The organism is Actinomyces acetigenes (genome assembly GCF_031296635.1).
GTDB lineage: Bacteria > Actinomycetota > Actinomycetes > Actinomycetales > Actinomycetaceae > Actinomyces > Actinomyces acetigenes.
Map to the genome: position 1 here is coordinate 1 of NZ_JASPFC010000021.1, position 26,629 is coordinate 26,629.

The following is a 26,629-nucleotide window of genomic DNA, read 5'->3' on the forward strand; positions in this document are numbered from 1 at the left end:
GCGGCGCACGGCCTCGACCCCGGTGATGCGCCCGTCGCGCAGGCGGATGATGCGGTTGGTAGTGGCGGCCGCCTACTCGTCGTGGGTGACCATGACCACCGTCTGACCCAGGCGCTCGCACATGCCGGCCAGGGCCTCCAGCAGGGCGACGGCCGAGGCGGTGTCCAGGGCGCCGGTGGGCTCGTCGGCGAAGATGACTTTGGGGCGGCCTATGAGGGCGCGGGCCACGGCTACGCGTTGCTGCTGTCCGCCGGAGAGCTCGTTGGGGCGGTGGGTGAGGCGGTCGCCGATGCCCAGGGTGGAGATGACGGCGTCGTACCAGTCCCGGTCCGGCTTGCGGTGGGCCAGGCGCTGGGGCAGGAGGATGTTCTCCTCAGCGGTCAGGGTGGGCAGCAGGTTGAAGGACTGGAAGATGAAGCCGAGGCGGTCGCGGCGCATGGCGGTGAGCTGCTTGTCCTTCATGCCCGACAGGTCCTGGCCGGCGATGAAGACGCTGCCGGAGGTGGGGGTGTCCAGGCCGGCCAGGCAGTGCAGGAGGGTGGACTTGCCCGATCCGGAAGGGCCCATGATGGCCACGAACTCGCCGCGTCCCACTACCAGGCTCGCCGAGTCCAGGGCGACGACCCGGGCCTCGCCCTCGCCGTAGACCTTAGTCAGACCACGGGCCTCAACCACCCGCATCGGTGCGGAGGCGGCAGGAGTGATGAGCGCCGTCGGCACTCCCGGCGTGGCCGGAGCCGCCTGGGGGAGCGGCGTAGGACGGGCGGGGTGGTTGAAGGCTGGTGGCTGGGGCGGGTGTGTCATCTCATGACCCTTCTCGGTGACTGACTCGGGTGGCGGGCGGAGCCGACCACTGGCATCGCGCTGCGTCCCGCACCGCCCTGGTGACGTGAAGAAGCCTAGAAATGGCGCCATCGCGCCGGAATGCGTCGAAGGGACGGACTAGGGCCAGTGTCTCCACCTTTCGAGGGAGGCCCGCTGCCGCCGACAGTGGTGTGGCCCCATCACTTCGACCAAAACTTCATAAACGACACGGCTCCGCGTCTTCTATGAAGTTTTGGTCGAAGTGGGGCGCCCTGACCCCGGCGGATCGTGTCCCGGCTCTCAATGTGAGGCGGGTTGAAGATGTTTCGGTCCTCCCACTGCGGCGGGCCAACCGTTAGCCTGGCCCCGTGACGATTCTTCCCGCCGCCGCCCCGGCCCCCCTGCCGGGGTGGGTGCCCCGCGACCGGACGCTCCTCATGGGCGTCCTCAACGTCACCCCTGACTCCTTCTCCGACGGCGGCCGCTGGGCCGACCCCGAGGCGGCCGTCGCCCACGCCCGCGAGCTCATCGCCCAGGGCGCCGACGTCATCGACGTCGGCGGGGAGTCCACCCGCCCCGGCGCCCAGCGGGTCGACGTCGACACCGAGATCTCCCGGGTCCTGCCCGTGGTGCGTGCCCTCCTCGCCGACGGGGCCGGCGCTGGCGGCGGGACAAGCCCCGCCGCCAGCGCCATCATCTCGGTGGACACCATCCACGCCGCCACCGCCGAGGCCGTCATCGACGCCGGCGCCCACATCATCAACGACGTCTCCGGGGGCCTGGCCGACCCCGCCATGCACGGCCTCATCGCCCGCACCGGCGTCGTCTACGTCTGCCAGCACTGGCGCGGCGACCCCGAGACCATGGACCGGCTCACCGACTACCCCGGCGGCGTCGTCGCCGGGGTCGAGGCCGAGCTGCGCGAGCGCCTGGCCGAGCTGGACGCCGCCGGGGTGGACCGCGCCCAGGTGGTCCTGGACCCCGGCCTCGGCTTCGCCAAGACCCACACCCAGTCCTGGGAGCTGCTGGCCGCCACCTCCCGCCTCATCGCGGACCTGGGCCAGCCCCTTTTGGTCGGCTCCTCCCGCAAGCGCTTCCTGGCCCAGGCCGCCGAGGCCGAGGCCACCCCCGTCCAGCGCGACGCCGTCACCGCCGCCACCACCGCCCTGGCTGCCGCTGCAGGCGCCTGGGCCGTCAGAGTCCACGAGGTCCCGGCCAACCGGGCCGCCGTCCGCACCGCCTCCCTCTGGAAGGAACACCAGTGAGCACCACCGTCTCCGCGACCACCGACCGGATCAGCCTCATCGGCCTGTCCGCCCGCGGCCACCACGGCGTCCTGCCCTTCGAACGCGAGGAGGGCCAGCTTTTCACGGTCGACGTCATCCTCGACCTGGGGCAGCGCGGCACCGCCGTGGCCGCCGTCACCGACTCAGTGACCGACGCCGTCGACTACTCCCGCGTGGCCAACGGCATCGTGAGCATCATCGAGGGGGAACCGGTCAACCTCATCGAGTCCCTGGCGGACCGGATCGCCGAGCGGGTCCTGTCCTTCCCCCGCGTCGTGGCCGCCGAGGTCACCGTGCACAAGCCCGAGGCCCCCCTCGACGTCGCCTTCGAGGACGTCTCGGTGACCATCCACCGGGTGGCCGACGCCGCAGCGGGCCACGGCGGGGCCCCTGCCACCAGCCAGGCCGCCTGGGCCGCGCAGGCCGAGGCGCCGGTGGCCGTGTCCGCCCAGCCCTACGCCTCCCCCTCCTCCTCGGCCTCCCCGGTGGCCGCCGCTTCACCGGCAGCGCCCGTCTACGAGCCCCCCGCCGCTCCCGCGGCCCCCCTCGTGAAGGAGGTTCCGGACGTCTCGGGCGCCTCCTTCGCGGGTGGTGACGCCGCTCCGGTGGCGTCGACCCCCGAGCCTCCCATCACCCCGACGCCCTCGCCGGTCTCGCCGATGGAGGCTCCGGCCCGTTCGCCCTTCGCGGCCGCCGCGCCCTCGGTGCCCACGCCGATGCCGACCGAGCCCGGCTCTGTCGGTGGGGGCGCCGAGTCGACCCAGCCGTGGGCTCCGGACTGGGCCACTGAGAGCGCGGACTCCTCCGTCTCATCGGCCCCCGCCTGGGCTCCGGAGGCTCCCCAGGCCCCGGAGGCCTCCAGCCTGCCCTCCAACGAGGCGGCCGGTTCCTATGCCGCGTCGAGCGCGCTGGACGCCCCCTCGACCAGCGCCCCCACCGCGGCCTCCGCAGGCAGGACCGCTGGCGCCGACGGGTTCGTGAGCCTGGCGGCCGACGCCCTGGGCGCGGCGCCCGCCCCCAGTGAGCCGGAGCCCAGTGCCCTCAGCTACGCCGAGGAGGTGGCCGCCGACGCCTCGGCAGCGGCCTCGTCCGAGCCGGCTCCCGCCGCCGGTGGCCTCGCTGTTCAGCTGCCCCGCGAAGGGCGCCACGTGGCCTCCTCCGAGGAGGGCGAGGACCAGTCCGCCCCCGCCGTCGAGGACTCCGCGGACCTGCTGAACGGGCCGGCCGCCTTCGACGAGTCCGGCTCCTACAGGGGGGCCGCCTCCAGCCAGGCCGGTGACGCCGGTGACGCCGCCCCCGAGACGGCGGGCGCCGACGCGCCCGGCTTCCCCTTCCCCCCGCTGGGCGCCGACGCCTCCGGCCCCGGGAGCGCCGCCGACGGTTTCATTGACGCCTCCTCCGTCCCAGTCTCCCAGCCCCAGGGTGAGCCCGGGCCCAGCCCCTTCGCCGGCCCCGGTGAGGTCCCCGGGGCCGTGAGCCAGGAGGCAGCGGCACCGGCCTACTCTGAGTCCTCATACTCCGAGCCCTCCTACTCCCAGCCCTCCGTCTCCGAGGACTTCTCCCAGCCCGCTGAGCGCTCCCTCACCGCACCGGCTCCCGCCGCGCCTGAGGCCCCGGCGGCGCCCACCGCTCCGGTCGACCCGCTCGCCGAGCGGCCCACCCGCCCCGTGGGCGTCGTCTTCGGCCTGGGCGCCAACGTCGGCGGAGTCGTGGACTCCCTGCGCACGGCAGTCCAGAGCCTCAAGGCCACTGAGGGCATCGAGGTCACGCAGGTGGCGCCGCTGGCCCGCACGCTCGCCGTCGTCGCCGAGGGCGCCGAACCCCAGCCCGACTACCTCAACACGGTGGTCACGGCCATGACGACCCTCTCCCCGCGAGAGCTCCTCGAGGTCTGCCAGTCCCTGGAGGTCGCGGCCGGGCGCGTGCGCACCGAGCCGTGGAACGTGCGCACCCTGGACGTCGACCTGATCGACGTCGAGGGCGTCACCTCCTCCGACCCGGCCCTGACCCTGCCGCACCCGCGCGCCGCCGAGCGCGCCTTCGTCCTGGTACCGTGGAGCCAGGCCGATCCCTTCGCCGAGCTGGCCGGGCACTCCGTGTCTGAGCTCGCCGAGAACGCCCCCGACCGCGGAGGCCTGCGCTGGCTGGCCTTCGACTGGCTGGACTCCGAGGCCCTGCCGGACAAGCCCACCGGCCCCTACGTGGAGCCCCCGGTGGCGCAGGACGCCGCAGGCTCCGAGCCCGGGCTGGTCTACGACGCCACCCGAGACGAGTCCTCCGTGGCCGATGCCTCCCTGTCCGCCGACTACGCCGGCAGCATCTCCGAGGCCTCATCTCCCGCCCCGCAGCCGGCCGCCCCCGCGCAGCCGCTCGGTGACCAGGCGCCGGCCGAGTCCTCCCCCTTCGGGCAGTCGCCCTTCGACACCTCTAACGAGGCGAGCCCCTGGGCCGAGCAGGCCCCGCAGATCGACTCGCCCTACCAGGCGGCCTCGGCCCCCGAGGCGGCCGGGCCGCAGAGCGCCTACGCCCCCGGTCGCACGGCGGGGCCGGATGGGGGCTCCCACGGCCAGCAGGATGACGCCGCTGGGAACGCCTGGAAGTCCCCGCTCCAGTGGAACGACGTCATCGGTGGTGGCGCCCAGGGGACAGGTCCCCGCCAGGACGCCTGATGCGGCGCACCCGCTGGACCAGTGCCGTCACCTGGTTCATGGCCGCCGCGGTGACCTCCTGGGTGGTCGGTGACCTCCTGCTGCGCCACGTCGGCTGGGTCCCGGTCCTCTCCCCCTGGGGGGCGGTGACCGCGCTGGTCATCGCCGGCATCGTCCTGGTGGCAGGTCTGGCGGTCAGGCGCCTGCGGGCGCGCGAGCGCACCTGGATCACCCCGACCGGCGCCGCCACCACGGCGGCCGCCGCCCAGGCCTCAGCCATCGTGGGGGCGGTCCTGGGCGGTGTCTACGGCGGCGGGATCATCCTGGCGCTGGTGACGCCGCGCTCGCCGGCCATGACTCACCTGGCCTGGACCTCGACCGGGTGCCTCCTGGCCTGCCTCCTGTGGTGCGTCGTCGGCTTCGTCGTCGAGCAGTGGTGCTCCATCTCCAGCGACGGCGACGACGACGGTTCGGCCAGCCCCTCCGGGCGGGCACCCGAAGGACCAGGAGCCCCCGCATGACCAGTTCCGGCCCTCGCCCCGGCGTCGTCCCGGCTGCACCTGCTGCACCCGTCCGCGCCGGTGAGCCGGCTGCGCGAACCGCCGGCGCCGACCCCTTCGCCCCTGACAGCGTCGTCTTCCACCCGGTCTCCCACCGCCTCATCACCGCCCGTATCCTGGGAGTCGGTCTCTTCTGCGCCGTCGTCATCATCGGTTTCGCCGTCCCCGGGGTGCTCGTCTCCTCCGGATACTTCATCCCGGCGGGGATTTTCGCGGCGCTGTTCGTCTGGCAGCTCTGGCTCATTCCGCGCCAGGTGCGGGCCATGGGCTATGCCCTGGCGGACAACCACCTCCTGTGGCGCCACGGCGTCATGTTCCGCTCTATCACCGTCACCCCCTACGGGCGCATGCAGTTCGTGGACACCTCCCAGGGGCCGCTGGCCCGCTGGCTGGGCATCGCCGAGGTCAGGCTCCACACGGCCTCGGCCAGCACCGACGCCACGATCAACGGGCTGCCGGTGGCCGAGGCGGAGCGCCTGCGTCAGGTCCTGTCCCAGCGCGGCGAGGAGAGGCTGGCCGGGCTGTGAGCCCCGGCTGGGGCAGCGGGACGGAGACCGCCCGCAAGGCGAGGACGGACGTGCCGGGGGACAACGGGCCTGCCGCCTCCCGAGACCTCCCCCTTCCCGAGAACCTCACCTGGCACCGGGTCAGGCTCATCACGCCGCTGCTGGAGGGTTGGAAGATCGTCACCGGCGTCCTGGCCTTCGTCATGGCTCAGAACCTCGACGACCTGGAACGCGCCTACCGCTTCATCCGGGAGCAAGGCTTCTCCTTGGCCGGCCAGGTCGGCTACTACCTGCTCGGCCTGGTGGCGCTCATCGCCTTGTGGGTGGGGCTCGGGCTACTCAGCTGGTGGTGGCGTGCCTACGCCGTGGACGCCGACGGCGTCTACCTGCGTTCGGGCATCCTCAGCCGCAGGCTGCGCACGGCCCGTCTGCCGCGCATCCAGTCGGTCGACGTCGTCCACCCCCTGCTCGGACGCGTCTTCGGCGTCGGGAGGCTGACCGTCGAGGTCGCCGGTGGCCGGGACTCGCGGGTCGTCATCGGGTTCCTCACCACCCGCGAGCTCCAGGCCCTGCGTGACCGCATCCTCGACCTGGCCGCTGGGCACATCGACCTGCCCGGTCCCGCTTCGAAGGAGGGCGCCGTCGGGGCGAGTGCAGCAGGCCGCGACACCGGCAGCATCGGCGACGCCGTGTCCGCTTCCCGACCCGAGGGCCTCACGCCCGAAGGAGCCGCCGACTCAAAGGCCGCCCCCGCGCCGCGCTCCCCGGGCCTGCGGGCCTCCCACTTCCAGGAGCACCCGCTCTACAGTGTTGACGGTGCCACCCTCCTGGGGTCCCTGCTGCGCAGCGTCCTCCTTTACATGTCTCTCATCCCGCCTATCACCCTGATCGTGGTCGGCATCGTCGCCTACGCCATCGGTGACCCGCCCAGGGGCGGGGTGCTCGCGATCGCGACCACCTTCATCAGCACGGTCGCTGGTGTGGTGTCCCTGGCATGGTCCCGATTCAACAACGCCTGGAACTTCCAGGCCGCCGCCACTCCCAGCGGTATCCGCATGCGTTACGGGCTCACCTCCGACACCTCCCGCACGCTCCCGCCCGGGCGGGTCCACGGTGTCGGGATCGCTCAGCCGATCCTGTGGCGCGGCAAGGACTGGTGGAAGGTGAATGTCACCGTGGCCGGCCGCGAGGACCGGTCCCAGGATGGGCAGAACCGGCAGACCAGCAACCTGTTGCTGCCTGTGGGGACGCGCGACACCGCCCTGCGCGCGCTGTGGCTCGTGGTTCCCGACCTGGGCGTGCCCGACCCGGACAGGCTGCTCGCCCAGGCCCTCACCGGCCGCGACGATGACGGCGTCGGCGACCCGCAGGCCCCGGCGGGCTCGGCGGAGCGCGGCTTCGTGCGCATCAGCCGCCGCGGGCGGATCTTCCGTCCCCTGACCTGGCGGCGCGCGGCCGTCATCCTCACTGACACCTGCGTCATCATCCGCCACGGCCGCTGGCGGCGGCGAGTGGCCGTCTTCCCCTACGAGCGCATCCAGTCCCTGCGGGTGCGTCAGGGGCCGCTGGCGCGCCGGCGCAGCCTGGCCGCCCTCGGCTTCGACATGGTCGCCCGTGAGGTTCCCGCCTCGATCACCAACCTCGATGCCGCCGACGCCAAGGCCCTGGCGGCGCGGATCAGTGAGCGCGCGCTGCGCCGCGCCCGTGCCGAGCAGCTCGACCGGTGGCTCGCGCGCGCCGTCGCCGCCACCCAGGCCGGGGAACCCTCATAGTCAGCCCTCGGCCCGCTCCGGGTCCAGGAGCTCGCGCAGGCGCAGGGCCTGCTCGGCGGTCAGGCGCCCGGTGGCCTCGCAACGCTCAGTGGTAGCGGTGGCCAGCTGCCGGTAGGAGGCGACCACGTCGTCGAGACCCCGCCCCTGGCTGTCGCGTAGCGCGGAGAGTGCCTCCAGGTGGGCGGCCACCGTCCCGGCGTCGCCCCGGGAGACCGGCCCGGTCAGGCCCGCCTCGCCCTCGTGCAGGGCCCGGTCCAGGGCCGCCGTGAGCAGGGGGCCGAGCGTGGCCGCACCGTCCTCGACCCCGGCGGCTGCCAGCACCCGCACGGCCTGCGTCACCACGGTCAGCAGGTGGTTGGCGCCGTGGGCGAGGGCCGCGTGGTAGGCCGGGCGCGCCGACTCCTCCAGGACGAAGGGCTCCCCTCCGAGCTCGACCACCAGCGCCTGCGCGATCGGTAGCACCGCGGCCGGCGCGGTCACGGCCATCGGGCAGCCGACGAGCCGGGCCACATCTGTGGAGAAACCGGAGAAGGTCATCGCCGGGTGGATCGCCAGCGGGATCGCCCCGCAGCGCTGAGCCGGCGCGAGCACGGCGGCGCCGTAGCGCCCCGAGGTGTGGGCGACCAGCTGGCCCGGCTGCCAGCGCCCCAGGTCCGCCAGGCCCTGGACGAGCGGCTCGAGCGCGTCATCGGGGACGGCCAGCAGCACCAGCTCGGCGCGCTCGACGATCTCCTCGACCTCCAGGACTGGCACACCGGGCAGCAGCAGCTCGGCGCGTTCGCGCGACTCCTCCGAGACCGCGTGGACGCCGACGACCTGGTGCTCCACCGCCCGCAGCGCGCAGCCCAGGACCGCCCCGACACGCCCGGCGGAGATAATGCCGACGCCCAGCCGACCCGGCCTGCTCGCAGTGGCAGGGGCGGCCGGGACTCGGCCCGCGTGCTCGTCTCCGCCCGCACCTGGGCCCGTGCCATCGATGTCGCTCATGCCCCGATGCTCTCATGCTCGCGCCCCTGGCGGCGCCGCGGGCAGCCGGGATCCGGTCAGTGGAGCGACAATCCTCGCCGGCTCTGGTAGTGGTGCAGGGCGATGGGGGGTCGGTGACTGCGTTCTCCCTCCACGTACTTCTCCTACAGGCGGCGGGGTTCGGACTCCAGTCGTCTGTGGGATGACGCAGTCCTCGAAAGACAAGTACGTTCCCGTGCGGCTGTGCCGTTCGCCGTCTCCGGCCTTGAGGGAGCCATCAAGGCGAATCTGTCAATTTTGGCGACTTTTCCCCCGGCCGCAGGCAGGCCCTCCTTCAGGCCGGCCTCTTTGACCTGCGGAAACGCGAATCTAGACGGCTTCGGTTCTCGAATTTGGCTCGGAAAAGTCGCCACCGTGGACACTTTCACCTTCCCGTGCCAGCTTGCGACCGGCGGATTCGGTACCGCCCAGTGGGGCGACTAGCGTGGGGCGCGTGAGCACTGAACCCGCACCGACGCCTGCCCGACCCGCCAGCGCCGCAACCGTCCTCGCCCGCAGCCGCGCCGACCTTGCCGCCGCCCTGGAAAAGTCCCCCGACCCGCGGGCGGTCGTCATGACGATGGGCGCCCTTCACGAGGGCCACTTCGACCTCGTGCGCGAGGCCTCCCGTCGCGTCGGGCCGGCCGGCACCGTCGTGGTCACCATCTTCGTCAACCCCCTGCAGTTCGCCCCCACCGAGGACCTCGACGCCTACCCGCGTGACCTCGAGGGCGACCTGGCCGGACTCGCCCGCACCCTCACCGGCGCCGACGGCACCCTCGGTGTAGGGCGGCTCATCGTCTTCGCTCCCACCCCGGAGGTCATCTACCCCTGCGGGCAGCCGGCGGTGCGCATCGACCCCGGCCCCATCGCCACCGTCCTGGAGGGCCGCACCCGCCCCACCCACTTCGCCGGCGTGTGCCAGGTGGTGCTCACCCTTATGCACCTGACCGCCCCGCGCTGGGCGCTGTTCGGCCGTAAGGACGCCCAGCAGCTGGCGATCATCGAGTCCATGGTGCGTGACCTCGCCGTCCCCTTGGAGATCGTGCCGGTCGACATCCGCCGCGAGAGCGACGGCCTGGCCATGAGCTCGCGCAACTCCTACCTCAGCCCCGAGCAGCGCCGCCAGGCCCTGGCCCTGTCCCGCGCGCTCCAGGCCGGCCGAGACGCCGCCGCGCAGGCCACCGGCTCCCGGCCCGACCCCGCCGCCATCCGCCAGGCTGCCCTGGCCTCCCTGGAGGCGGCCGACGGCGTTGAGATCGACTACGTGGCCCTCGTCGCCCCGGACAGCTTCGAGGACCTGACGGGCGCTGGCCTCGGCCTGCCGCGCAGCGAGCCCGCGGGGGAGGACGAGGAGGAGGAACTGCCCGCCGTGGGCCTGCTGGCTGTCGCCGCCCGCGTGGGTACCACCCGCCTCATCGACAACACCCTCATCGACCTGCGCCCCTGAACGGTCCTACTCAGGCTCGCCCTGGGCGCCCGGCCCGTCCGGGCACTTGCGCGAGCCCTGGCGCCGCAAGCCGTTCCGGCCCGGCGCAAGGACGTACACGAGGCCCCGAGGACGCATCCTCAAGCGACAGACCCGGCGCCCGTCGGTGCGTTCTCGGGGACCGGTGGGCCGGCATGGCTCCGCAGGGTCCTGAGCGCCCCGCGCAAGCTCGCCCCTGAGCGCGCCGATTAGCCCAGCCTGTCAGGTCGCTCACCCTGTGCCGCACCGTACAGTGCACCGTGCCCGGCGCCGTCTACGCTGTGCGGCGATGAGCTCCCGCACCCGGACGATGATGACGTCCAAGATCCACCGCGCCACCGTGACCCAGGCCGACCTCGACTACGTCGGCTCCATCACGGTGGACATCGCCCTGCTCGAGGCCGCCGACCTGCTGCCCGGCGAGCGCGTCGACATCTGCAACTGCACCAACGGCAACCGCCTGTCCACCTACGTCATCCCCGGCGAGCGCGGCGCCGGCGAGATCTGCGTCAACGGCGCCGCCGCCCACCTGGTCAGCCCCGGCGACGTGGTCATCCTCATCGCCTACTCCCAGATGTCCGACGCCGAGGCCCGCACCTACCTGCCCCGGGTCGTCTTCGTCGACGCGGCCAACCGGATCGTGGAGCGGGGCACCGACCCCGGCCAGATCCCGGCCGACTCCGACGTCGCCCGCCTCCAAGGCCTGCGGCCCACCGGCATCCCCCTGGCCGACGCCCGCGCCTGAGCCGGGTTCCGGTCTAGGGCGAGGCCCTGGGCCCCACCTGGTTCCTGGCCGAGTACTGCGTGTCTGTGCGCCGCGGCAGGAAGGGAGAGGGAATGGGGCCCGGGGCCGCCGTCGTGCCCACCTGGGGCTGACCGGAGGAACCGCCGCCCGGTGTGACCAGGATCGGAGGCGGATCGGGCGTCGTCGGGCCCCGGGGAGCGTCCGGGGAGGGCGGGCGCCGTTAGACTCCTTCATGTGACAGACGAGAGCACCCCCAGCCCCGACCCGACCGCCACCGACGCCGGCACCCAGCCGCAGAAGTCGGCCCAGCCCAAGCAGCCCAAGGCCGACCCGGGCCCGGGCGAGCAGTTCGAGGTCCGCGCCGGCAAGCGCGAGCGCCTGCGCAGCGAGGGCTGGGATCCCTACCCGGTCTCCGTGCCCGTCACCACCACCATCGCCGCCGTGCGTGAGGGCTACGCCCACCTCGAGGCCGGGCAGGAGACCGACGACGTCGTCGGCGTGGCCGGCCGCGTCGTCTTCCTGCGCAACACCGGCCGCCTGTGCTTCGTCACCCTCCAGGACGGGGCCGGCACCACCCTGCAGGCCATGCTCTCGGCCAAGGCCCTGCCCGCCGAGGGCCACACCGCGCTCGCGGCCTTCAAGGCCGACGTCGACCTGGGCGACCACCTCTTCGTCCACGGCCGCGTCATCTCCTCGCGCCGCGGCGAGCTGTCCGTCATGGCCGAGCCGGTCCTGAGCGAGGGCGCCGAGGCCGCCTCCGCCGGGGACGACGACGTCGAGGTTCCCGCCTGGCGGATCGCCTCCAAGGCGCTGCGCCCCCTGCCCAAGACCTGGACCAACGAGTCCGGCGAGGCGGTGACGCTCTCGGAGGAGCAGCGCGTGCGCCGTCGTGAGCTCGACCTGCTCACCCGGCCCGCCGCCCGCGACATGGTGCGCACCCGCGCCGCCGTCGTGCGCTCCATCCGCGAGAACTTCTTCCGCCGCGACTACCTGGAGCTGGAGACCCCCATGCTGCAGGTCATTCACGGCGGGGCGGCTGCGCGCCCGTTCATTACCCACATGAACGCCTTCGACATGGATCTCTACCTGCGCATCGCCACGGAGATCTACCTCAAGCGCGCCGTGGTCGGCGGTGTCGACCGCGTCTTCGAGATCAACCGCAACTTCCGCAACGAGGGCGCCGACTCCTCCCACTCCCCGGAGTTCACGGCCCTGGAGGCCTACGAGGCCTACTCCGACTACGACGGCATGGCCGAGCTGACCCGCAACCTCATTCAGCAGGCGGCCCGCGACGCCTTCGACCTGCCCGAGGGCGGGGAGGTCGTCACGCTGGCCGACGGCACCGAGTACGACCTTTCAGGCGAGTGGGACAAGATCGACCTCTACACCTCCGTCTCCGAGGCCCTCGGTGAGGAGATCACCGTGGAGACCCCGCGCGAGCAGCTGGTCGCCCACGCCGAGAGGATCGGCCTGGAGATCGACGATTACGCCGTGGCCGGCAAGGTCGTGGAGGACATCTTCGAGGAGCTCGTCGGCAACAAGCTGTGGGCCCCCACATTCGTCTATGACTTCCCCGAGGACACCTCGCCGCTGACCCGTTACCACCGCAGCAAGCCGGGCCTGACCGAGAAGTGGGACCTCTACGTGCGCGGCTTCGAGACCGCCACCGCCTACTCCGAGCTCGCCGACCCCGTGGTCCAGCGCGAGCGCTTCGAGGCCCAGGCGCTCGCGGCCGCCAAGGGCGACCCCGAGGCCATGGTCCTGGACGAGGACTTCCTGGTGGCCATGGAGCAGGGCTTCCCGCCCAGCGGCGGCATGGGCATGGGCATCGACCGCCTCCTCATGGTGCTCACCGGTCAGGGCATCCGCGAGACCATCACCTTCCCCCTGGTCAAGCGGAACTGACCCTACTCGGCCTCCCGCAGCCTCCCGCTCCGGCCGGTCATCGCCGCCTTCGGGCCGACGGTGACCGGCCGGCGCTTCGTCATAGCAGTCCTGTGGGCTTCGACCGCTCTAACCGGGCCCTGGCCACCCGCTACGACAAGCTCGCCGTACGCTACCGAGCAACCATCCACATCGCCAGCATCGGCCACTGGCTCAAACGACTTACATAACAAGCTAGTACCCGGTGGTCCCCAGGCGGCGCTGGGCGGCCTCGAGCTCGGCGCGCAGGTAGGCGTTCTCCTGCTGGAGCTGGGCGATGTACTGGTCGCGCTGGGCGATCGCCTCGGCGTACTGGGAACCACCGGCTCCGTCGGCGCCGCCCGGGGCGTACCCGGTCTGGGCCGGGCTCGTGCCATAGGCTTCGCCGCCGTACGCCCCAGCGGCTGATCCGTACGTGCCCGTATCCGCCCCGTAGACACTTCCGTTAAGCCGCGCCTCCATGGTCTCCATGGTGGCGATGACCGTGTGCAGAAAGGCGTCAACATTCGGCTGCTCGTACCCCTCCCGGAACTTGGACGTCGTGAACCGAATGTTCTTGACGTCCTGGGAGGTCAGAAGTATCTCCGTCTCCTGGTGAGAACCGGTAGTCGCTCCCGGTCCCGCACCAAGGCGCGCCTCGAGTCCCCGCAGCGTGGTGGTCACCTCGTCGAGGAACTCGTCGACCTCGTCCTGAACGTATCCCTCCCGGAGCCTTGTGCCCTGGAACTTCACATTGAGGACGTCGTCGGATGTCAGTAGCGTCATGTTCGTCCACTTCCTGTTATCGGTTTCTGTTCGTGGTCCTGGTCCTCGACCCGCAGCCCCAGGTGTTGCGCCAGGAGCGGCGCGAGCTCGCTGAGCTGCCCACTGCTGATGGTCGCCCCGGCCAGGGAACCGACGCCGCTGACCACTGTCATCTCCAGTTCGCGCAGGTCGACGTCGCTCAGGCTCCCGCCGTGCAGGCGCAGCGTGCCCACGCGGCAGTCCTCGAAGCGAACCCGCTGGGCGTCGATGCCGCTCAGGTCCAGCTCGTCGATCCGGGTGGCCCGGATGAGGACGTCGCGCACAGCGGTCCCGGCGAGGTTGGCGAAACCCAGGCGGCAGTCCTCAATGAGGACGGATTCGACGTCGGCGTCGTAGAGCTCCCAGGCCCCGATACGGGAGTCGACCAGCTCCACCGTGCGCCAGGTGGAGCGTGGACTGTGAAGGTAGGTGGCGCTCAGCCGTTCCAGGCGGCAGTCGACCAGCCGCGCCGCGGCCAGGTCGGTGTCATTGGCGAAGACCTCCGAGAACCGGCAGCTGAGCAGACTGATCGCAGACAGGTTGCCGCCGCTGAGGTCCGCTTCGACCAGCTCCAGGTCCTCGACCATCTCACCGGCGGCGAGCTCATCGGCCTCGCCGTCGCGAAGGCGACCCAGGTCCGGTTCCGTGAGGACCGGCGGCCTCAGGGAGGCCGTAGTGGAGGAGCCTGCGGCCGTGTCGGTCCGTCCTGCGGTCATGGTCCTGTTCTATCGCAGATCGGCTCCGGGCACCGGGGGTTGTTGTCCCCGGTGCCCGGGTGCGTAGGAGGGATAGGTGTCCAAATCTGAGACAAAGGGGCTGCGAGGCCGTCACTCCGTCGAGAAGAACCGCGGAATCATGCGGTTTTCTTTTCTGCGACCGAGCCCGGTCAAGGCCTTTGTCACAGATTTGGACACTGTGGGCCGTTTCTACTCGAATCGGACGGTGGTGCCGGCCAGCATGCGCCGGCCGTAGCGGGCACTGGCCAGGGTCGCCACCACCACCAGCGCCAGGCACGCCCCCAGCACCAGCCAGTAGCCGCCTCCGGGCCAGCCGATGCGGCGCCCCGAGACCCCACCGATCAGCGACCATGCGGTCAGCCAGCCCAGGCCGATGCTCATGACCAGGGCAGTAGCCGTCGGCAGCGCCGCCTCGTAGGCGACCATGGAGCGCAGCGTCGCCGCCGGCATGCCGACCAGCCTCAGCAGACCGAGGACCCGCCGACGCCCCAACAGCGCCGCCACCGTCGAGACCCCGAGCGAGACCGCGGAGATGCCCGCGGCGATGAGGATGCCGATGTAACCCAGCTGGGCGAACTGGTTCTCCATGGCGCTGCCCTGGAGGGCCTGGATCGAGCTGGGTGAGGTCGGGGCGGTCCCCAGGGTCAGGTCGGAGGTGGCCAGGGCGGTGCGGGCCCGATCGATGGCCCCGGGGCTGGCCGGGTCGGTGGCCACCAGGATGATGGGCGCGCCGTGCTCACGGGCGCTCGCCAGCTCCTCGGCGCTGACCGGCGACGGCGAGGCGGCCGCGTTCTCATACAGCCACTGGGCGCTGATGGCCACCGCTCCATCTGGGGCCGCCACGTGCGGTGCCCCGAGGGCCTCGGCTTTGCCCGCCTCGAGGATGACCCGGCTGTCCTGCATGCTGTCCCCGCTGATCCTCCCCACGGCGACCGTCGTCACCCCGGGCACGGCGGCGAGCCGGTCGACGGCGCTGTTCAGGGTGCCCTCGTCGCTGACCGCCGGCGTCGCCGCGAGCGTCGTGGGGCTCAGGTGCCCACCGCCCTGTGTGACGTCGCGGGTTCCCGCGGCGGCCGTGATGGCGACGGCGAACACCGTCATGGCGTAGACGGCGATGACGACGCCAGCCACCGCCCGGAAGACCGCCCGGGGGTGCTGAGTGATCCGGTTGAAGCCGATGACCTGCGCCGCGGAACGGGCCAGGGCCCTGCCGCCTCGTGCCACCCACCAGGTTAGGACCGGTCCGGCCCACACCAGCCCCAGCATCGCGCACAGGAAGGAGGCGGGCAGCAGGTAGATGGTCAGGTCGGAGTCCTGACGGGCCACCGACGGGGTGCTGATCAGCCCCGCCGTCCCCAGGATCACGGGTGCCAGCGAGATAAGGCGGGGACGGCGCTCGGTGCGCTCACGGGACCCGCCCAGCGGGCCGAGGTCGGCCCGTCGCGTGCGCCACCAGGCCACGGCCGCCGCCCCCGCCGTGGTCACGACGACGGCGAGGACCGCGTTAACCGGGGAGCGCAGCAGGTCGGAGTAGTAGAAGCGGCTGGTTCTCAGCGTGATCTGCGCGGCCAGCGGGATCAGGGCCAGGTAGAGGGCCACGCCCGCCAGGGCGCCGACGAAGGTGGTGGCCCCGATCTCCAGGGCCGCGGTGCGGGCGACCTGCTGGGGCGTGGCCCCGATGAGGCGCAGCGTGGCGAAACGCTCGGCCCGCTGCGCCGCCCCCAGGTCGGTGACGATCCCGACGAGCAGCAGCGCGGGCACGAGCACCGCGATGGCGCCGATGAGCGTGGCGATCCGATACGCCTCGTTCTCGTAGGGGATGCCCTGGAAGGAGGTGACCACCTGGGGCGGGATGTAGAACTCGGAGGCGGCCACGGTCCCCAGGTCCGTCCCGACGACGGCCACCAGCGAGTCCGGGCCCTCAACGGCGTCGGGTGACAGGACCCCTACCTGCTTGCCGTAGCGGTCACCGAGCTGGTCGGCGGGAAGGGAGGCGATGCGCTTGGCCAGGGCCGGTGAGGCCAGGTACTCGCCGCGCTTGGGGACGACGTCGGCCCCCGGGATCCTCACCGAGGTGGTGCCCGACTGCGGCAGGGCCACCCTCAGGATGGTGATCGGCTGGTTGCCGACGACGTCGAAGTTGCTGGCGACGGCCAGCTCGCTGTCGGTCAGGGCATGGTCGGGCTGGAGGTCGGCGTGGTTCGACTGCTCGGAGAGGCCGGGCATGAGGGCGGTGGACGCCCAACTGGAGCGCATGCTGCGCTCGGGGAAGGCCTGGGCGGCGGCCAGCAGCATGAGGAACAGGGCCACCCCCATCATGACGCCGGCGACGATCCCGGCCAGGCGACGCCGGGCGGAGCGGTCGTTGGCGACGAGCAGCCGGGTCAGGGCGATGCGGCTCATGACCGGCCCCTCTGACTGCCCGGATTTCCTGGGCGTCCCGGCTCGGCGTGCCCCGGCCGGCTCGGGCCGGCTGCGGCCTGCGTGGCCCCGGGACCGATGCGTCCGTCGCGCACGGTGACCTCCCGGTCGGCGTAGGCGGCGACGCGCGCGTCATGGGTGATGATGACCAGGCCAGCGCCTCGGGAGCGCACCGAGTTCAGGAGCACCTCCATGGTCCGCTCGGCGGCCAGGGAGTCCAGGGAGCCGGTGGGCTCGTCGGCGAAGAGGAGTCGCGGGTTGGTCACCAGTGCCCGCGCGACGGCGGCCCGCTGCGCCTGCCCGCCCGAGAGCTGGGTGGGGCGCTTGTCCAGGTGCTCGCTGAGCCCCAGCTCGCCCAGCGTCTCGCGGGCCTGGGCCAGTGCCCGCCGGCGCGGGGTGCCCGCCAGGAGCAGGGGGATGGTGACGTTGTCCAGGGCGGAGAGGTCCGGCAGGAGCTGGCCGAACTGGAAGATGAAGCCGAACTCCTTCAGGCGCAGGCGGCTGCGGGCCGCCTCGTCGAGGGCTGCGATGTCCTGCGTCGTGTCGCTTCCGTGGTAGTCGACGCGCCCGGCGTCGGGCACGAGGACCCCGGCCATGACGTGCAGGAGCGTGGACTTGCCCGAGCCAGACGGGCCGGTGACGGCCAGGACCTCACCGGCCAGGATGTCCAGGTCGACGCCGCGCAGCGCGTGGGTCTGCCCGAAGCTCATCTCCAGGCCGCGGGCGCGCATGATGACCTCGCCCGGCGGGTCAGTCTCGCCCCGACTGGGTGCGGGGGTGACGCCGGTGGTGACGGCGGTGGTGTTCATGAGCGCACCTCCTCGCGCAGCTCGCTCAGGCGGGCCGCGGTGGTCTCCATCCAGCGCAGGTCGGCCTCGATGTGGAACAGGGCGTGGTCAGCCAGCAGCACCGTGCGCAGGTCGCCGTCCTGCTTGAGGCGGGTCAGCTCGCGCATGCGCGCCATGTGCTCGGCGCGCTGGAGGTCGAGGAGGTGCCCGGCGTCGTCGTCGAGCATGAGGGCGATGACGGTCTTGGCGAAGATGTCGGCCTGGACGTCACCGGCCGGGGTGACCGGGGTCAGCAGCCACTGCTCGACGCTCTGGCGCCCGGCGTCGGTGACCTCGTAGCACTTGCGCTCCGGGCCGGCGCCGGGCTCGGTTTCGACCTGCGTGATGAGCCCGTCGCGCACCAGGCGGGCGAGCGTGGCGTAGACCTGGCCGTAGGCCAGCGGTTTGGAGGCGGCGAACCAGTGGTCCCAGGAGCGTTTGAGGTCGTAGCCGTGCCCCGGGCCAGCGCTGAGCAGCCCAAGAAGAGTGAGTCTGGATTCCATGCCAGCGACTATACGCTGAGTGTATACACCGACGATATACTCCGCGAGGAGGAGAAACCGAGCCGTGTTCGTGAGGCTGTGTCGAGTCGCGAGTTCGTAGGTTAGCCCTCGCGTTCGTACCTTTACCCTACGAACCCAAGACTTAACCTACGAACGCACGGTGCCCCAGCCGCGCCTAGTCCTGCACCGTGACCTCGACGTCGGCCATCTGCCGTTGGGTCCACGGGGCGACGGCGAACAGCACTAGGGCCATGAGCAGTGTGGCCACGCCCAGGCCGTAGTAGTAGGTGGCGTCGGAGGCGTCCTCGGTCTGGGCGATGACGAACCCGGCCACGCCCTGCCCGGTGGCGACGCTGAGCCACCACAGCCCCATCGCCTGGGAGGCGAAGCTCTTGGGGGCCAGGGCGGTCGTCGTGGCCAGCCCGACCGGGGTCAGGAAGAGCTCGGCGACGGTCTGGATGACGTAGACCAGCGCCAGGAACCACCAGGGGGACAGGTGCTGGCCTCTCGGCCAGATCTGGAACCCGTAGCCCAGCATGAGCGCCGAGAGCCCCACGATGAGCACCGCGATGCCGAACTTCATGATGGTGGAGGGGAACCTGCCCGCCCGTCGGGTGAAGAGCATGCCGATCAGCGGGGCCAGGATCACGATCGCCGCGGGGTTGACCGACTGATAGGCCTCCGCGGTGATCGACCAGCCGAAGAGGGGCAGCCGCAGATCCGTGTTGGAGTCGGCGAAGGTGGCCATCTTGCCGGCCGCCTGCTCGGTGATCATGAAGAACAGGACCGCGCCGATCCACAGGGGGATGTAGGCGCGCAGGTGGGTGCGCTCGGGGGTGGTGACCTTCGGGGAGCGGAACATGACCACGAAGTAGGCCACGGCCGCACCGACCGGCACGAGCAGTCCCGCCGTGGCGACAGTGGTCACCAGGTTGCCGGTGACTGCCTGGAGGGCGGCCACGACGGCGCCGACGGCGACCAGGACGCCGAGGGTGCCCAGCAGCAGCCGCCGGAGCTCCTCAGGGCGGATGGGGTTCGGGACGGTGAAGGCGAAGGCGGAGAGCTTGTGGCGGCCGTAGACGAAGGCGCCCAGGGCGAAGGCCATGCCGACGGCGGCCGAGGAGAAGCCGGCGTGGTAGCCGTAGTGCTCGCGCAGCCAGCCGGTCAGCAGGGGGGAGGCGAAGGCGCCGACGTTGATGGACATGTAGAACAGCTGGAATCCGGCGTCGCGCCGGATGTCATCGTCGTCGTAGAGGCCGCCGACGATGGTCGTCAGGTTGGGCTTGATGAAGCCGGTGCCCACGGCTACCAGCACGATGCCCGTCCAGGACGTCACGGTGCTGGGGATGGTTAGGCAGATATGCCCGGCCATGATGACGACGCCGCCGTAGAGGGTGGACAGCCACGGCCCGATGATGCGATCGGCGAAGATGCCCCCGGGGATGGCCAGGAAGTAGACGGCCATCCCGTAGAGCGCGATGACGACCTGCCCGCTGGTCTCGCTCAGGCCCAGGCCGCCTCCGGCCACGGTGTCGGTGATGAAGTAGAGCAGGATGGCGCGCATGCCGTAGTAGGAGAAGCGTTCCCACATCTCCACGTTGAGCATCCAGGGAAGCCCCCGGGGCTGGTCGAACAGCCCCCGGTCCTGCCTCGACGGCGTCGTGCGCAGGCTGCGGGGCCGCCACCGGCTGGAGATGAGGCGGCCGGGCTCGGCGAGCTCGCCCTCGCGGTCGTCGGCCGCCGTCGCGGTGCCTGACATCGGGCCGGACGTCGAGCCGGGCGTTGGGCTGGACTCGGACTGTGTCATGGCGCTGTCCCTTCCTCAGGGCGGTGGCCGCTCGGGGCCGGCCGCAGGGGTGATCCAGGGCGCCGGGTGCTTCGTCTGATGTGAGGAGGCACAGACCTGTCGCCGAGGACAGAAATGGTGGTGCCACGACCATAGTGCCCGGCCTGTTTCCGGCATGCTTCCGGCTCTCGGCCAGACGGCGGCGGCCCCGGAAGGCGACCGCTGGGGTCTCTTCTCCGGGGCCACCGGGCACCGCCGCGCCGGGCGGATGACGGGGAGACCTCCGACACCGGGCGCAGGGATCGGGCCGGTAGGGTCTGCGCGGAGCGGGGTTCAGCGGGCCAGGGCGTCGGATGCGGCCTTGACGCTCGGGCGCACCGGGGTCAGACGGGTCAGCTGGGTGACGTGGCGCGGCTCGAGCTCGGCCAGGCTGGAGACCCCCAGGAGCTTCATGGTGCGGACGACCTCATCGGAGAGGATCTCGATCATGCGGTCCACGCCCTCGCGCCCGCCGGCCATGAGACCGTAGAGGTAGGCGCGGCCCACGAGCCCGAACTTCGCGCCCAGGGCGACGGCGGCCACGACGTCGGCGCCGTTCATGATGCCGGTGTCCACCATGATCGTGGCATCCTTGCCGACCTCACGGACCACCTCGGGCAGGAGACGGAAGGGGACGGGGGCGCGGTCGAGCTGGCGCCCGCCGTGGTTGGACAGCAGGACGCCGTCGACGCCCAGGTCGATGAGGCGCTTGGAGTCCTCAAGCGTCTGCACGCCCTTGATGACGATCTTGCCCGGCCACATGGAGCGGATGACCTTGAGGTCCTCGTCGCTGATGGTGGGGTCCATGGCGTTGTCGAGCAGCTCGCCCACGGTGCCGCCGGTGGACTTCAGGGAGGCGAACTCCAGCTTGGGCGTGGTCAGGAAGTCGAACCACCACCACGGGCGGGGGATCGCGTTGAGTACGGTGCCGGCCGTGATCTGGGGCGGGATGGAGAAGCCGTTGCGCTTGTCGCGCAGGCGGGCCCCGGCCACGGGGGTGTCCACGGTGAACATGAGGGTGTCGAAGCCGGCGGCCGCGGCACGCTCGACCAGCCCGTAGGAGATCTCGCGCCGGCGCATGACGTAGAGCTGGAACCAGTTGCGCCCGTGGGGGTTGGCGGCCTTGACGTCCTCGATGGAGGCGGTGCCCAGCGTGGACAGGGTGAAGGGGATCCCGGCGGCGCCGGCGGCCCCGGCCCCGGCGACCTCGCCCTCGGTCTGCATGAGGCGGGTGAAGCCGGTGGGCGCGATGCCGAAGGGCATGGCCGAGCGTCCGCCCAGGATCTCGCAGGAGGTGTCGACGTCGATGGCCGGGTGCAGGATGTCGGGGTGGAACTCGATGTCGCGGAAGGCCTGGCGGGCGCGACGCAGGGAGATCTCGCCCTCTGCGGCGCCGTCGGTGTAGTCGAAGGCCGCGGCCGGAGTGCGGCGCTTGGCGATCTTGCGCAGGTCCCAGGTGGTCAGTGCGGCGTCGAGACGTCGACGCTTGGGGTTGAGCTCGGGCGTCTTGAAGTGGAGCAGCTCGAAGATCTCGCTCGGGTTGGGCAGCTGGCGCTTGACCATAGGAACCTCATCGGTGAGTCGGATTCTGGACGCTCCGCGCAGCGCGGAGTGCTCGTGGGACGCGACCGGCACCCGTGGCCGGCCCTGAGGTCCACGAACCACCTCATGCTATGGGACAAAGGTCACTGAAACAAGGTTAGCCTAAGCAACCTTGGTGGTGGGCGTAATCTCTGCGGAGCGCTAGTCTCCGGTGCAGCGGCGTCGGTTCGACGGCGGGGGACAATCCACGCGATGGGGTGCGCGTGGCTCCGACTGCAGGACGACGGCCGGGGACGCCAGCTCGGGCTAGGCCGCCCGGGTACGGCCGGCCAGGGCGCGCAGACGCGCCCGCGCACCTTCACGCCGCAGGGCATCCAGCTCCTCGACGAAGGCGCGCCGGAAGCGCTCGTTGGTCGCCAGGTCCCCGAAGACGCCCTCGTGGGAGATGAAGGCCGTCTCGTGGCCGGACTTCTGCGCGGCAGCCAGGAGCAGCAGCTCGTCGGCCAGGGGATCGTCGACGACGATCTCGCCGCCGTTCTCGTCGACGCCCTCATCGCCCAGCGCCCAGGCCGCCACCATCGCGGTCCCCAGGCGGATCGGCCCACCGGCGGTGAGGTTGTCGCGCACGGTGCCTAGGACGAACTTCGGCATCCGGCTGGAGGCGTCCTGTGCCAGGCGGGAAAGTGTGTCTGCGATCGCCTCGTTGGTGAAGCGCTTGAAGAGCGTGCTGATGTAGTCGTCCAGGTCGATTCCCGGCACCGAGCGCAGTGTCGCGCGCGCCTCCCGCTCAAGATAGCCCCTCACCCAGGCGGCGATATCCGCATCGGCCGCGGCCTCGTGCGCGTACTCGAGCCCTAGCAGCCGCCCCCAGTGGGCCAGTCCCTGGTGGGAGGCGTTGAGCAGACGCAGCTTCATGAGCTCGTAGGGGACGACGTCGTCGACCATGTGCACCCCGACCTCCTCCCACGGGGGCCGCCCGGTGGGGAAGTCGTCCTCGAGCACCCACTGGGTGAAGGGCTCGCAGACCACCGGCCAGGCGTCCTCAACACCGAGTGCCTGCCGCAGTTCGGCGATGTCGGCCTGCGTGGTGCGCGGGGTGATGCGGTCCACCATGCAGTTGGGGAAGGCGACGTTCCCGTCGATCCATTCCGCCAGCTCGGGGTCGCTCATCGCGGCCTGGCAGACCACCGCCGTGCGGGCCACCTTCCCGTTACCGGGCAGGTTGTCGCAGCTCATGACCGTCAGCGGCGGGATCCCTGCCTCCCGACGACGCCGCAGCGCCTCAACGATGTAGCCGAAGGCGGTTGTCGGCTCGCCCGGGTGCTCGGCGTCGTGGGCGGCTCCGGGTGCCTCGGTGCGGAACGCGCCGGTGGCGTCGTCGACGTTGTAGCCGCCCTCGGTGACCGTCAGTGAGACGATCCGGGTGGTCGACGCGCTCAGGAGGGCCAGGACGGCCTCGGGGTCGTCGGGGGCGAAGAGGTAGGTGTGGATCGAGCCGATGACCGTCGGATCGCGCAGCCCACCGGGGTGCTTGCGGATGAGGGTGTAGAGGTGGTCCTGAGCCGCCAGCACGTCGCGCATCCGGGCGTCACCGGGCAACAGGCCGACGCCGCAGATCCCCCACTCCAGGCAGGAGCCGCCCGGTGCGGTGGCCCGCCCGCCGCCACGGGGGCCGGACCCGGCGCGTCGGCGCATGAGCCTGTCGAGGTAGGCGGCCTCGTGGGCGCGGTGAAAGCCGCCCACACCGATGTGGACGATCCCGGTGGTCATGGCGGAGCGGTCGTAGTCGGGGGCCAGGGGTGACTCAGTCAGTGAGATGGTCAAGAAGAGGTCCTTTCCGCGCTTTCACCGGTGGCCTTCAGTCAACCCGGCCTCCTTGGAAATCCGGTGGGCGTCCACTCCGGGAGGCCTCAGCGGAACGGTCCGCCCCTCGCCCTGATCCCCGTGAAACTCTTGCGGGAGCAGGGAAGAGCCGACAAGGCTCCGCGCCGCCCGAGCAGTGAGCAATCGGGCGACGCGGAGCGCGGGCGGGCTTGATGAACCTCAGTGGGCGATGACGACGCGCAGGTTGCGCGGGCCGTGCACGCCGTTGACACGCACCAGCTCGATGTCGCTGGTGGCCGAGCCGCCGGCGATCCACGTCATCGGGCGCGTGGGGTGCTTGCCCAGGACGTCAACGGCCTGCGGCACCGTCGGCATGATCGACTCGCGCTCCAGAACCACGACGTGCTTGTCCGGAACCAGCGAGATGGCCCGGCGGCCCTGGTCCGGCTCGCCGTCGAGGATGATCGTCCCCGAGATCGAGATGCCCACACGCGAGCAGGTCAGCACGGCGTCGATCTCATTGAGGTCGAGGGTGGCGATGGCCTCCTGACGGGAGTCCTCCACCACGGTGCGGCCGTTGCGGGCCGCCGCCTCCTTGTAGGACTCAGGCAGTCCGGCGGGGACGACGACGGAGCGCGCCTCACCGAGCAGCTCATCGATGGCATCCAGGATCGCCGCGTCCTTGGGGGCGACGATGACCTCGGCCGAGTAGTCCTCGAGCTTCTCGATCATCTCGTCAACCACGGGCTTGGAGCCGGGGGGATTCTCTCCGGAGCGGATGTAGTTGCGCGGGATCGGCCCCACCGGTCGGGTCTGGGACCGCGAGATCGCGTCGCGGGCGCGGGCCAGGATCGCGGACTTCGCATCCATCACAGCTCCTCCTCGCTGGTCGAGCCGGCCGGGGCCTGGGGGGCAGATGCCTCTGGGGCGATCGGCTCAGGGTTGTTGATGGCCGAGCGTGCGTCCAGCGCGGCCGGGGTGGGCTCGCCGTCGGCGCTCGCGCTGCCGGACACTGGCTTTCCGGGAGACGGCGGCGGATCGGCCGGGAAGCCGTCCGCGTGACCGCGGCCGGTCTGGGCGGCGGCGACCTGGCTCAAAGGGGTCTCGCCCTCGGGGTGGGTGCGCCTCCACCACTGGCGGAAGGTCTCCGAGGGGGCCACCGGAAGGTCTCGCGCCCCGGTCCACAGGGAGGCCGGGAAGGGCAGGGCGCCGATCTTGCCGTCCTTGCCGCCCAGCAGCGCCGAGGCCTTGACCGTCTGCGAGGCGGCCTCCCACAGCGAGCTCTTCGACATCACCGGGGCCGAGACGTTCATGGCCACGTCCCACACGTCCGGCACCATGCGGCGCTTGACGTCCACGGAGCGGGCCCGCAGGTGGACCAGGATCGTGGGGATGTCGATCTTGACCGGGCACACCTCACCGCAGGCCCCGCACAGGGAGGAGGCGAAGGGCAGGGTGTGGACCGGGTCGTCGTCGGCCAGCCCCTGAGTGAGCTGGGGCGTGATGATCGAGCCGATCGGGCCGGGGTAGACCGAGCCGTAGGCGTGCCCGCCGGTGTGCTGGTAGACGGGGCAGATGTTCATGCACGACCCGCAGCGGATGCAGGCCAGGGCCTGGCGGCCCACCGGGTCGGCCAGGGTCTTGGTGCGCCCGTTGTCCATGAGCACCAGGTGGAACTCCTGGGGGCCGTCGCCCTCGGTGACGCCCGTCCACATGGAGGTGTAGGGGTTCATGCGCTCACCGGTGGCCGAGCGCGGCAGGAGCTGGGAGAAGATCTCCACGTCCTGGAACCGGGGCACCAGCTTCTCGATCCCCATGAGGGTGATGAGCGTGTCCGGCAGGGTCAGGCACATGCGCCCGTTGCCCTCGGACTCGAAGATGGAGACCGTGCCGGTCTCTGCCACGCCCATGTTCGTGCCGGAGACGGCCACCGAGGCGTGCAGGAACTTGTTGCGCAGGTGCGAGCGGGCCGCGGCCGTGAGCTCCTTGGGGTCGTCGGACAGGTCCGCGGGGGCGTCCTCCATGCGGTCCAGGAAGATGCCGCGCACCTCGGAGCGGTTGCGGTGGATGGCCGGGACCACAATGTGCGAGGGCATGTCATCGGCCAGCTGGACGATCATCTCGGCCAGGTCCGTCTCGTGGGCGGTGATGCCCCGGTCGGCCAGGTACTCGTTGAGGTTCGTCTCCTGGGTGGCCATCGACTTGACCTTGACGATGTCGTCGACGCCCTTGGAGGCGATGATGTCGGTGATGATCCGGTTGGCCTCGGCGGCGTCACGCGCCCAGTGGACGATTCCGCCGCGGGCGGTCACGTTGGCCTCGAACTGCTCCAGCAGCTCGGGCAGACGCGAGGCCACCTCGAACTTGACGGCCTCAGCGGCGTTGCGCAGGTCCTCCCAGTCGGGCATCTCGGCCACACGCTGGGCGCGCTTGGAGCGGATGGTGCGCGTGGCGTGACCCAGGTTGCGGCGCATCTGGGTGTTGGCCAGCGTCTTGTGCGCGCCCTCGGGGAAGGTGGGCCCCCAGCGCAGCGTGTCCTCGGGCTGCTCGACCTCGGTGCGCCACCCGCCCGTGTGGGGCATGCCGAGAAATACCTGTGTCATCGTGCCACCGCCTGTGTGTGCTGAGAGTTACCGGTGTGCTGGACGTGCTTGGGGGCGAAGGAGATGTTGCCCTCGAAGGGCGCGTCCTTGGTGGAGGCCAGGATCTCGGCCAGGTGCATGATGCGCACCCCGGAGTTGACGCGGGACAGGCCGCCACCGATGTGCATGAGGCAGGAGTAGTCGCCGGCGCACAGGACCTCGGCGCGCGTGGACATCACGTTGCTCATCTTGTCGGCGAGCATCGCGGTGGAGGTCTCGGAGTTCTTCATGGAGAAGGTGCCGCCGAACCCGCAGCAGACCTCGGCGTCGGGCAGGTCGATGAGGGTGAGGGCCTCGACGGCCTTGAGGAGGCGGTAGGGGCGGTCGGCGACCTTGGCGATGCGCAGCGAGTGGCAGGTGGGGTGGTAGGTGACCGTGTGGGGGAAGTAGGCGCCCACGTCCTCGGTGCCCAGGACGTCGATGAGCAGCTCGGTCAGGTCGTAGGTGTGCGCGGCGATCTGCTCGACCCGCTTGGCCAGGGCCGTGTCGCCCACGTGCTCGGCCACGAGGCCCTGCTCGTGACGGGCCGCGCCGGTGCACGATCCCGAGGGGATGACGATGGCGTCCCACTCGCCGTCGAGCACGGGGGAGAAGGTCTCCACGTGGTTGCGGGTGATCTTGGCGGCCTGCTTGAAGTAGCCGGTGTTGGCGTGCATCTGGCCGCAGCAGACCTGTCCCTCGGGGAAGCAGACCTGGTGGCCGAGCCTCTCCAGGATGGTGACGGTTGCCTGCGCTGCCTGCGGGAACATGGTGTCCGCAAGACAGGTGGCGAAAAGGGCGATTCGCACGATATGCCTCCACGACGTCG

At 71.4% G+C, this 26,629-nt stretch carries 20 protein-coding genes and 1 pseudogene; 8 read left to right on the forward strand and 13 right to left on the reverse strand.

The genetic code is table 11. The annotated features are described in order from the left end of the window. Nucleotides 1-681 (reverse strand): annotated as a pseudogene (locus RIV14_RS09115) (ABC transporter ATP-binding protein); the annotation flags it as partial. A gap of 491 nt (nucleotides 682-1,172) precedes the next feature. Between RIV14_RS09115 and folP the strand changes: the two are divergent. The 5 genes from folP to RIV14_RS09140 are packed head-to-tail and all read left to right on the forward strand — an operon-like array spanning nucleotide 1,173 to nucleotide 7,576. Continuing rightward, nucleotides 1,173-2,069 carry a dihydropteroate synthase gene (gene folP / locus RIV14_RS09120; RefSeq protein ID WP_075371477.1) on the forward strand — a complete coding sequence of 299 codons (897 nt, stop codon included), beginning with the start codon at nucleotides 1,173-1,175 and terminating at the stop codon, nucleotides 2,067-2,069. Next, nucleotides 2,066-4,759, forward strand: coding sequence for a 2-amino-4-hydroxy-6-hydroxymethyldihydropteridine diphosphokinase (gene folK, locus RIV14_RS09125; protein WP_075371478.1), 2,694 nt, complete (start codon nucleotides 2,066-2,068; stop codon nucleotides 4,757-4,759). The genes folP and folK overlap by 4 nt, the downstream gene beginning before the upstream one ends. After that, nucleotides 4,759-5,259, forward strand: coding sequence for a DUF3180 domain-containing protein (locus RIV14_RS09130; RefSeq protein ID WP_075371479.1), 501 nt, complete (start codon nucleotides 4,759-4,761; stop codon nucleotides 5,257-5,259). The genes folK and RIV14_RS09130 overlap by 1 nt, the downstream gene beginning before the upstream one ends. After that, nucleotides 5,256-5,825: a PH domain-containing protein gene (locus RIV14_RS09135; protein WP_075371480.1), complete on the forward strand. Its 570-nt coding sequence runs from the start codon at nucleotides 5,256-5,258 to the stop codon at nucleotides 5,823-5,825. Before RIV14_RS09130 ends, RIV14_RS09135 begins: the two co-directional genes overlap by 4 nt. After that, on the forward strand, nucleotides 5,822-7,576 hold the full coding sequence (locus tag RIV14_RS09140; protein WP_075371481.1) for a PH domain-containing protein: 1,755 nt from the start codon (nucleotides 5,822-5,824) through the stop codon (nucleotides 7,574-7,576). Before RIV14_RS09135 ends, RIV14_RS09140 begins: the two co-directional genes overlap by 4 nt. Here RIV14_RS09140 and RIV14_RS09145 read toward each other — a convergent pair whose 3' ends face one another. After that, nucleotides 7,577-8,563, reverse strand: a complete 987-nt coding sequence (locus RIV14_RS09145) for a Rossmann-like and DUF2520 domain-containing protein (protein WP_075371482.1) — start codon at nucleotides 8,561-8,563, stop codon at nucleotides 7,577-7,579. Nucleotides 8,564-9,026: 463 nt separating this feature from the next. On the opposite strand from RIV14_RS09145, the gene panC reads away from it, so the two are divergent. The 3 genes from panC (at nucleotide 9,027) to lysS (ending at nucleotide 12,699) form a co-directional block, all read left to right on the forward strand. Further along, complete coding sequence (gene panC / locus RIV14_RS09150) at nucleotides 9,027-10,031, forward strand: pantoate--beta-alanine ligase (RefSeq protein WP_075371483.1); 1,005 nt, start codon at nucleotides 9,027-9,029, stop codon at nucleotides 10,029-10,031. Between the two features lie 307 nt (nucleotides 10,032-10,338). Beyond that, the gene (panD, locus tag RIV14_RS09155; RefSeq protein WP_075371484.1) at nucleotides 10,339-10,794 is read left to right on the forward strand and encodes an aspartate 1-decarboxylase; all 456 of its coding nucleotides are present in this window, start codon (nucleotides 10,339-10,341) and stop codon (nucleotides 10,792-10,794) included. A gap of 234 nt (nucleotides 10,795-11,028) precedes the next feature. Then, complete coding sequence (gene lysS, locus RIV14_RS09160) at nucleotides 11,029-12,699, forward strand: lysine--tRNA ligase (protein ID WP_075371485.1); 1,671 nt, start codon at nucleotides 11,029-11,031, stop codon at nucleotides 12,697-12,699. A 213-nt stretch (nucleotides 12,700-12,912) separates the two neighbouring features. On the opposite strand, the gene RIV14_RS09165 is transcribed toward lysS, so the two are convergent. From RIV14_RS09165 to RIV14_RS09215, 11 genes are all read right to left on the reverse strand, one after another. Further along, nucleotides 12,913-13,482 carry a DivIVA domain-containing protein gene (locus RIV14_RS09165; RefSeq protein WP_075371486.1) on the reverse strand — a complete coding sequence of 190 codons (570 nt, stop codon included), beginning with the start codon at nucleotides 13,480-13,482 and terminating at the stop codon, nucleotides 12,913-12,915. Beyond that, nucleotides 13,479-14,216, reverse strand: a complete 738-nt coding sequence (locus tag RIV14_RS09170) for a pentapeptide repeat-containing protein (RefSeq protein ID WP_075371487.1) — start codon at nucleotides 14,214-14,216, stop codon at nucleotides 13,479-13,481. Before RIV14_RS09170 ends, RIV14_RS09165 begins: the two co-directional genes overlap by 4 nt. Nucleotides 14,217-14,426: 210 nt before the next feature. After that, on the reverse strand, nucleotides 14,427-16,640 hold the full coding sequence (locus tag RIV14_RS09175; protein ID WP_075371488.1) for an FtsX-like permease family protein: 2,214 nt from the start codon (nucleotides 16,638-16,640) through the stop codon (nucleotides 14,427-14,429). After that, complete coding sequence (locus tag RIV14_RS09180; protein ID WP_075371489.1) at nucleotides 16,637-17,467, reverse strand: ABC transporter ATP-binding protein; 831 nt, start codon at nucleotides 17,465-17,467, stop codon at nucleotides 16,637-16,639. Before RIV14_RS09180 ends, RIV14_RS09175 begins: the two co-directional genes overlap by 4 nt. Next, nucleotides 17,464-17,988, reverse strand: coding sequence for a PadR family transcriptional regulator (locus tag RIV14_RS09185; RefSeq protein ID WP_075371490.1), 525 nt, complete (start codon nucleotides 17,986-17,988; stop codon nucleotides 17,464-17,466). Before RIV14_RS09185 ends, RIV14_RS09180 begins: the two co-directional genes overlap by 4 nt. Nucleotides 17,989-18,163: 175 nt before the next feature. Then, on the reverse strand, nucleotides 18,164-19,747 hold the full coding sequence (locus RIV14_RS09190; RefSeq protein ID WP_178387800.1) for a peptide MFS transporter: 1,584 nt from the start codon (nucleotides 19,745-19,747) through the stop codon (nucleotides 18,164-18,166). A gap of 360 nt (nucleotides 19,748-20,107) precedes the next feature. Next, nucleotides 20,108-21,376 carry an alpha-hydroxy acid oxidase gene (locus RIV14_RS09195; RefSeq protein WP_075371492.1) on the reverse strand — a complete coding sequence of 423 codons (1,269 nt, stop codon included), beginning with the start codon at nucleotides 21,374-21,376 and terminating at the stop codon, nucleotides 20,108-20,110. 285 nt (nucleotides 21,377-21,661) lie between these two features. Then, nucleotides 21,662-23,125, reverse strand: coding sequence for a mannitol dehydrogenase family protein (locus RIV14_RS09200; protein ID WP_256698887.1), 1,464 nt, complete (start codon nucleotides 23,123-23,125; stop codon nucleotides 21,662-21,664). Nucleotides 23,126-23,398: 273 nt separating this feature from the next. Further along, nucleotides 23,399-24,049, reverse strand: coding sequence for a LutC/YkgG family protein (locus RIV14_RS09205; protein WP_075371494.1), 651 nt, complete (start codon nucleotides 24,047-24,049; stop codon nucleotides 23,399-23,401). Continuing rightward, complete coding sequence (locus tag RIV14_RS09210; RefSeq protein ID WP_075371495.1) at nucleotides 24,049-25,782, reverse strand: LutB/LldF family L-lactate oxidation iron-sulfur protein; 1,734 nt, start codon at nucleotides 25,780-25,782, stop codon at nucleotides 24,049-24,051. The genes RIV14_RS09205 and RIV14_RS09210 overlap by 1 nt, the downstream gene beginning before the upstream one ends. Further along, nucleotides 25,779-26,609 carry a (Fe-S)-binding protein gene (locus RIV14_RS09215; protein ID WP_075371496.1) on the reverse strand — a complete coding sequence of 277 codons (831 nt, stop codon included), beginning with the start codon at nucleotides 26,607-26,609 and terminating at the stop codon, nucleotides 25,779-25,781. The genes RIV14_RS09210 and RIV14_RS09215 overlap by 4 nt, the downstream gene beginning before the upstream one ends. Between the last annotated feature and the right edge of the window lie 20 nt (nucleotides 26,610-26,629).